Source organism: Actinomadura rubrisoli (assembly GCF_004349215.1).
GTDB classification, from domain to species: Bacteria; Actinomycetota; Actinomycetes; order Streptosporangiales; family Streptosporangiaceae; genus Spirillospora; species Spirillospora rubrisoli.
On record NZ_SMKU01000428.1, the window covers coordinates 1 to 7,014 of the forward strand.

At 73.3% G+C, this 7,014-nt stretch carries 5 protein-coding genes; all 5 read right to left on the reverse strand.

Going from position 1 to position 7,014, the window contains the following annotated elements; genetic code table 11:
* A partial coding sequence (locus E1298_RS41940) for an adenylosuccinate synthetase (RefSeq protein ID WP_131902953.1) occupies nucleotides 1–1,255 on the reverse strand: 1,255 nt, incomplete at its 3' end.
* Nucleotides 1,256–1,268: 13 nt separating this feature from the next.
* Nucleotides 1,269–2,240, reverse strand: a complete 972-nt coding sequence (locus E1298_RS41945; protein ID WP_131902954.1) for a hypothetical protein — start codon at nucleotides 2,238–2,240, stop codon at nucleotides 1,269–1,271.
* 11 nt (nucleotides 2,241–2,251) lie between these two features.
* Nucleotides 2,252–3,331, reverse strand: coding sequence for an RIO2 family protein (locus E1298_RS41950; protein WP_131902955.1), 1,080 nt, complete (start codon nucleotides 3,329–3,331; stop codon nucleotides 2,252–2,254).
* A gap of 6 nt (nucleotides 3,332–3,337) precedes the next feature.
* Entirely contained in the window at nucleotides 3,338–4,171 is an 834-nt protein-coding gene (locus E1298_RS41955; protein WP_131902956.1) for an NUDIX hydrolase, read from the reverse strand.
* Between the two features lie 170 nt (nucleotides 4,172–4,341).
* The gene (locus E1298_RS41960; protein ID WP_243726167.1) at nucleotides 4,342–6,531 is read right to left on the reverse strand and encodes an amino acid permease; all 2,190 of its coding nucleotides are present in this window, start codon (nucleotides 6,529–6,531) and stop codon (nucleotides 4,342–4,344) included.
* Between the last annotated feature and the right edge of the window lie 483 nt (nucleotides 6,532–7,014).

Here is a 7,014-nt window from a genome sequence, read left to right on the forward strand (position 1 = left end):
GGGTGAGGTGTTTGTGGGCGGACGTGGGGCCGTGGGAGTGCAGGACGATCCGGGTCCGCAGCGCGTCCTCGATCGTCTCCTCGGCGTCGCCCAGCGGGACGTAGACGGGACGGGCGGCGAAGAGGCGGCTGGTCAGGGCCTCCTGGCGGGCCAGGTCGCCGGGCGGGCCGGCCTCCAGGCGGTCGACCCGCCGGCCGTTCACGTCATAGGCCCGGCAGACGCGCAGGTCTGGACGCGCCCCCGCGACGTCCAGGTGCGTGACCGCCAGGCCGTCGACGCCGCCGGTCACGTCCAGCGCGTAGCGGAGCGCCACGGCGTCGAGGTGGCCGACGCGGAACGCGCCTTGCCAGGGGCCCGTCCCGTTGCTCGTGTCGGGGAGGGCGGCGGTCAGGTCCGCGTCCTCGGTGACGAACGGGCCGGGGCCGTGGCGTGTCGCGTACGTGCGCAGTACACCGAGGCGGGTGGCGGTCTCGTCCGCTTCGGCCAGGAGGGTCTCGGCGTTGGCGAACGTGGTCGTGGACCAGGTCGTGTACGGGTGGAAGCCGTGCCACTCGTCCAGCAGGACCCCTTGCGCGCCCTCGAAGACCACGTCCCCTTCCCGGAGGAGGCCGCGGAGGTGCTCGCCGCCGACGACGCGGACATGTTCGCCGAACGCGGTGAACGCGTCCACGCAGGCGTCGACGTCCGGCACCCCGCCGCCGGACGGGAACGCGCCTCGCGGCGGGAACGTGTCGTGGTACCAGTCGCGCAGCGCGGTGAGCCGCCGCCGCAGCCGCGCGGGCGACAGGCAGTCGCCCGCGCGGGGCGCGTCGTCGTGCGCGAGGGCGTAGGACGCCGTCTCGCCGACGCCCATGCCGCACGACCCGTGCCGGGCCGCGCCGCGCGCCGACTCGCGCGCGCGGTTCGCGGCCCGGTGGTACGGCGTCGTCAGCAGCGCGCCGCGGTCGACCGTCAGCCGGTCGATCGCGTCGCGCACGCCGAGGGCCCGCAGGTGGTCGGCCTCGCCCGCCAGCGCGAGCGGGTCGACGAGCATGAACCGCGACAGGTGGGTCCGCACGCCCGGCGTGAACGTCCCCGAGCCGAACTGGGCGAACGTGTGGGCCCGCCCGTCACGCGCGACGACGCGGTGCGCCGCCTGCGCGCCCCCGTTGAACCGGACGACCGCGGTGGCGGACGGCTCCTCGCACAGCCGGTCGACGACCGTGCCCTTGCCCGCGTCCCCGAACCCGAGGTCGACGACGATCACGTGCCCCATCGCGGTCGCGTCCTCAGAGGCGGGTGGTCGCGGACGGGCCGGAGGAGTCCAGGCCGGGCGGCGCCGCGGACACGGCGGCGGGCGCGCGGGACGCGTCCAGCCGGGCCAGCGCCCGCGAGACCGACGCGCCCGCCGCCGAGCCCGCCTCCGCCAGGTGGTCCAGGCCCTCGTCGAGGTCGATGGCGTCCTCGGCGAGCCCGATGGTCAGCGCGATCGTCTCGCAGACCGCGTCCAGGTCGTCCAGGTAGAGGACGTGCTGGCCGAGGAGCCCCTGCCAGAAGTCCCGCAGCCTGCGGTCGCCGGAGTGGGAGGCGCCCTCGGGGATGATGAAGTACACCTCGTACTTGCGCCGCAGCTCGGCGATCATGTCGGCGATCGGGATGTCCTCCGGCAGCCGGTCCCCGATGACCTTCTCGACCTCGCGCCGCTTGATCCTCGGGTAGGCCAGCTCGTCCCCGATCATGAACAGGTGGCCGCGCCGGCCCCGCTTCTCGTGGCAGTCGAGCGCGGTGTGCCGCGCCATGAAGTACATCGCCAGCTCGTACGACTCCGTCATCTGGCCGCCGCCCCCGCCCTCCAGCAGGATCTTGCCGAGGTCGTCGTCCATCCGGTTGTCGGCCTCGAACTGGCCGACCTGCAGCGGCGCCCGGTCGCAGGTGGCGTCGCCGACCGCGCCGAACATGATGTGCGGGTGCTCGGCGTAGCCCTTGCGCAGCAGCAGCCCGAGCAGGTCGGGGAGCTTGGTCTGCAGGGTCCGGGGCACGCCAAGCATCGAGCCGGTCACGTCGAACAGCACGGCGACCGCGAGCGACTCGGGGTGGTCGGCGGAGTCCCGGCTCTCCCGCGCGGTCACGCCGCGCGGGTCGAGGTCGGGGTGGACGGTGGTGGCGCCGCCGTCGCTGTAGGCGAAGGCGCTGGCGCCGGTGGACGCGCGGTAGCTCGCGCGCGCGGTGTAGACGTCGGTGGACCAGTGTCCGCTTCCCATGGTCATCTCCTTCAGGTGGGGGTCGGCAGGTGGAAGGGGCGGAAGCGCCGCAGGCCGTAGAGGCGTTCGAGCAGCTCGTCGAGCTCGGCCAGCAGCCGCCAGGCGTCGGACGGGCGGCGGGCGCGCGCCGGCAGCATGCAGCCGCGGGCGAACGAGCGCATCGCCTTGGGCGCCTTGTCGCCCATCAGTTCGGTCATGCACCGGGTGGCCATGGCGATGTCGGTCGCCGGTCCGGCGGCCCGTCGCGCCGGGACCTCCGGCGGGTACCAGCCGGCGTACCGGTCGACCATGGCCGGGATCCGCCCGGACGGGCCCGCCGGTGCGCCGGGCGGATCAGCCGGTCCGCCGGACGGGTCCGCGGGGTGGCCGTGCGGGGCGGCGACGACCGCGTAGCACCAGTCGACCAGGACCAGGCCGTGCTCGTCCGGGTGGATCATGACGTGGTGGGGGAGGACGGCGCCGTGCAGGACGCCCGCGCGGTGCGCGAACCCGAGCCCGGCCAGCAGCCGCCGCCACATCCACGCCGCGTCGCGCGGGTCGACGCCGCCGGGGAAGGCGCGCCCGACCTCGGCCAGGCTGCGGAACCCCTCCAGCGCGGCGGTCGCGTTGACCTGCCGTTGCGCGCCCGTCGCCTCGTCCCGGTGCCGGAACGACTCGACGAGGCGCGGCACGTACGGCGCCAGCCGCCGGTCGCCGTCGTTCGCGAGCGCGCGGAGGGCGTCCGCCTCGCGTTCGATCAGGTCGTTGTCGCGGGGGTCGCGCGGCATCTTGAGCAGCAGCCGGCCTGGCACCCCCTCGGCCTCCGCCGGGTACAGCTCGGCGAGATCGCCGCTGATCGGGTCGCCGCCGAGGACGTAGGAGCGGTGGCGGGTCGTGATGACCGCCGCGTCCGCTCGGCCGTAGGCGCGCCAGAGCGCGTTCAGCCTGATGAACGCCTCGCGGGTGCGCCCGCCCGTCGCGTCCGGGTGGACGAGCCGGGCCAGCCGCCGGTAGCGCCGCGCGGCCTCCGCCGTGTCGTCGCCGAACAGGTCGGCGGGTACGCGCACCCGGTCGAGCCGGGCCAGCGCGTCGTCCAGTTCATCGATGTCCATGGCGCGTCACCTGATCTCTTCCTCGCGGCCGGGCCTGAGCAGCGCCGGGTGCAGGAGGCGGGCGTCGCCCGCGCGGTAGAGGCGGGGGCGGGGCCCGCCCCGGCGGCCGCCCCGGTCGGACGTCTCGCCGGTGCTCTCCACGAAGCCGGGCACCGACAGGACCTTCCGGTGGAAGTTTCCGGCGTGCAGCTCCTCGCCCCACACCGCCTCGTACACGGCCCGCAGCTCGGGGATCGTGAACTCGGCGCCGCAGAAGGCCGAGGCGAGCGGGGTGTACTCCAGCTTGCCGCGGGCGCGCTCCAGGCCGTCCGACAGGATCCGGGCGTGGTCGAAGGCCAGGCGCCGTGTGGTGCCCGGACGCTGCTCCCCGGCCTCGGTCAGGCCGAGGGCGTCCACGGGCACCCAGGCCGCGTCGGCGGCGTCGCCGCCGGCCTCCGGGTCGGGCAGTTCGGGCGCGAACGCCAGGTAGGCGACGGAGATGACGCGCATGCGCGGGTCGCGTCCGGGCGAGCCGTAGGTGCCGAGCTGCTCCAGGTGGACGCGGCCGAGCGCGCCGCCCTTGGCGCTGAGCCCGGTCTCCTCGGCCAGCTCCCGCACCGCCGCCTCGGGCAGGTCCTCGGCGTCCGTCCCCTGGAGGGGCCCGCCCGCCTGGACGAACCCGCCCGGCAGCGCCCACAGGCCCGCGTACGGCGCCGCGCCGCGCCGGACGAGCAGCACGTGCAGCGCCCCGTCGCGGATGGTGAGGGCGACCACGTCCACCGTCACGGCGACCGGGTCGTAGGCGCGCGGGTCGTAGCTCGCCAGGAACTCGCTCTCGTCGCGGCTCGGGTCCGGGGTCATGCGCGCTCTCCCTGCGGGTCGTCCTCGCTCTGAGTAAGTCTCAGATTGAGTTCATCTCGATATGAGAAGAACATAACCCGGACTCCGCCCGATGTCCAGAGCATTTCGGGCGAGGCGGACGCGAAAGCGCCGCCCCCCGCAGGGAAGGCGGCGCTAGCGAGCCCGGACGGTCAGCGGCGGTGCCGTCCGCCGGGGTAGGGCGGTTCCCGGTGCTCCTCGTCGTCCCACGGCCCGCTCTGCTTCGGGTCGGCCGTGTACGGGTCCGCCACCCCGGGATCGATCGCGTACGGATCGGCCGCCTGGTCGGATCCGTACCGCTCTCCCGAGTACTGCTCGTGCGTGTACTGGTCCCGCGAGTACTCGTCCCGCGAATACTGGCCGGATGGATGCCGCCCGGACGGCTGCGAGCCGCTCCCGTACTCTCCGCTGCCGTACTGCCCGCTCCCGTACTGCCCGCTGCCGTACTGCCCGCTCCCGTGCTGGCCGCTTCCGTGCTGGCCCGCCGGGTACGGGCCGCCCGTGGAGTGCCGGCCGCCCGCCGGATGCTGGCCGGTCGAGTAGCGGCCCGCCGGGTACGCGCCGCCCTGCGGCTGCGGGCTCTGGCGCGGGTCGCCCGGCTGCGCGGCCGTCCCGTAGTGCTGGCCGAGCCCCAGGTAGCCGCCGGTCTGGCGGGCCTCGCGCCCTTCCGGGACGTACGGGGCGGGCGCGGGCATCGGCACGACCCCGGGGGGGACGACTCCGGGCGGCGCGATGCCCGGCGGGACCACGCCGGGCGGCTGGATGCCGGGCGGGGCGGGGAAGGCCCCGGATCCCGGCGGCGGCGCGGCGGCCATCGGCGCGGCGACCGGTCGCGCGGGGGGCGGCGCGTCCAGCAGCAGCTTCATCTGGCTCTTGCGGCGCCCGTACACCAGATAGAGCACGATGCCCGCCGCCATCCAGATCGTGAAGTACCCCCACGTCTGGACCTTGAGGTTCAGCATCAGCCAGCCGGTCGTGATGATCGTCAGCACGGCGGTCAGCGGCGCCGCCGGGACGCGGAACGGCCGGTGCAGGTCGGGCTGGTCGCGGCGCAGCGCGAGCACCGCGGCGGCGACGAACAGGAACGCGAACAGCGTCCCGATCACGACCATCTGCTCCAGCGTGAGCACGTCGATGGTCTGCGACATCACCACCGCCGCGCCGCCCGAGACGAGCGTGGCGCGGGACGGGACCTTGTACCGGCTCATGTTCGCGATGGGCCGCGGCAGCAGCCCGTCCCGGGACATCGAGAACACGACGCGGGTCAGGCAGATGAGCACCACCAGGATGACGGTGGTCAGCGCGATCACCGCGCCCACGTCGATGAACTTGCCCATCGAGGACGCGCCGACGCCGGCGAACGCCGCGGCCAGCATCGGCGTGTCCTTGTCGACGTCGTTGATCGAGACCATGCCGACCATGGCCACCGCGACGCCGGTGTACAGCACGATGGCGGTGATCAGGCTGATGAGCATGCCGCGCGGGACCTTGCGGGGGGCGTCGTCGGTCTCCTCGGAGGCGGAGGTGATGAGGTCGAAGCCGATGTAGGCGAACGCGATCGCGGGCGCCGCGGCGAAGATCCCCCAGACGCCGAACACCTCGGGCTTGCTGTCGCCGACGAAGCCGAACAGCGCGTCCAGGACGGTCTTGTCGCCCGTGGGCGCGGGCTGCGGCGGCGGCACGAACGGGGTGAGGTTGCCCGGGTGGAAGAACTTCAGCCCGGTCACGATGACGAGCGCGACCACGATCAGCTTGGCCATCACCATGAACCACAGGGTGCGCAGGCTCATCCGGCTGCCGGTCGCGAGCATCGCTATCAGCAGCAGCAGGATGCCCAGGGCGAAGATGTCGAAGCCCTTCTCCTGGCCGATGATGCCGGCGAGCCACGACGGGACCGTGACGTCGAAGTCGGCCAGCGACTGCGTCGCGTACAGCGACCAGGCCCGCGCGACCACCGACGCGGCCAGCAGCAGCTCCAGGATGAGGGCCCACCCCACGATCCAGGCCCATACCTCCCCGAAGGCGACGTAGCTGAAGGAGTACGCGCTGCCCGCCACCGGGATGATGGAGGACAGCTCGGCGTAGGCGAGCGCGGCGAGAAGGCAGACGCCGCCGGCGATCAGCAAAGAAATGATCACCGCCGGGCCGGCCGTCGTCGTGGCCTGCTGACCGGAGACCTTGAAAATGCCGGAGCCGATCATGACTCCGAGGCCGAGCACGATCAGATCACGGGTCCGGTAGACCACACGGAGCCGGTGCCGCCCGCCGTAGAGCCGTCCGGTCGCCTGCTCGACGGGCAGGCGCCGGAACATGTTGTTGCGCATGCGGATGTCCCAGGTCATAGGTGTCCCCCCAGGCCGGAACCCGCGCCGCTGTTCGCGAGAGATGGCTGGTCGAAGTCCCTAAGAATTCACCAGGTATGAGCATAATCGCAACGATTTCCCCTGGATTGGTGTCGTGTTGGTGTTGTCAGGTGCCGACAAACCACCCTCCGCTGTCAAGCCGAAACCGCCCGTTCACCTTCGGCGACCACCGATTCGGATTCTGGTGGAGCGCTCCCGGGCGATTCCTTGTGATTCTCGACCTTTCCTATCGGAGCGCGTACGGCGTTCCGCCGTTCCTCCGGAGGCACTTCCAGGAGGGGCCCGTGGTGCGTCCGGGGTCGGCCGGAGCGGACGGTGGCGCGGCGCGGAGATCGGTGAAACGGTAGGGGCGCCGCGTCCCACAGGAGGTTCGGTGTCCCGCAGCACGTCTTCCTCGTACGCCCTCCGCCACTCGGCCCTCGCCGCGGCGATGGCCGAGTGGCGGAGGGCGTACGAGGAAGA

Coding starts and splice junctions, on each gene's coding strand:
- E1298_RS41945 (WP_131902954.1), bottom strand. CDS start 2,240: ATGGGAAGCGGACACTGGTCCACCGACGTCTACACCGCGCGCGCGAGC.
- E1298_RS41950 (WP_131902955.1), bottom strand. CDS start 3,331: ATGGACATCGATGAACTGGACGACGCGCTGGCCCGGCTCGACCGGGTG.
- E1298_RS41955 (WP_131902956.1), bottom strand. CDS start 4,171: ATGACCCCGGACCCGAGCCGCGACGAGAGCGAGTTCCTGGCGAGCTAC.
- E1298_RS41960 (WP_243726167.1), bottom strand. CDS start 6,531: ATGACCTGGGACATCCGCATGCGCAACAACATGTTCCGGCGCCTGCCC.